A 417-nucleotide genomic window follows, 5' to 3' on the forward strand; every position below is an offset into this window, starting at 1 on the left:
CTGACGGATGACGCCGAAACGCGGTCGCACTATCCCTTCGCCTTTCGCCTGGCCATTGGCTACGAACTGACCCCCCGGCAGCTCGGCGTCACCTTCGAGATCGCCAATACCGGCGACGAGCCGCTGCCGGCCTCGATCGGTGCGCATCCGGCGTTCAACTGGCCGCTGCTGCCGGAACTGCCCAAGGAGGCCTATCGGCTGACCTTCGTCGATAGTGAGCAGGCGCCCGTCCGCCGCCTGAAAGACGGTCTGCTGCTGCCGGACCCGCAACCGACACCTATCGAGGGAAAGACGCTCGCTCTATATGAAAAACTGTTCGACGACGACGCCGTCATCCTAGACCGGCCGGCCAGCACAAGCGTGCGCTATGCCGCAGCGCGCGGACCGGCGATCGAGATGTCGTGGCGGGGTTTCAAC

At 65.0% G+C, this 417-nt stretch carries 1 pseudogene; it reads left to right on the plus strand.

The annotated features are described in order from the left end of the window. Positions 1 to 417: pseudogene (locus EN786_RS36160) on the plus strand (aldose 1-epimerase family protein); the annotation flags it as partial.

Source organism: Mesorhizobium sp. M4B.F.Ca.ET.143.01.1.1 (assembly GCF_004792275.1).
GTDB classification, from domain to species: Bacteria; Pseudomonadota; Alphaproteobacteria; order Rhizobiales; family Rhizobiaceae; genus Mesorhizobium; species Mesorhizobium abyssinicae.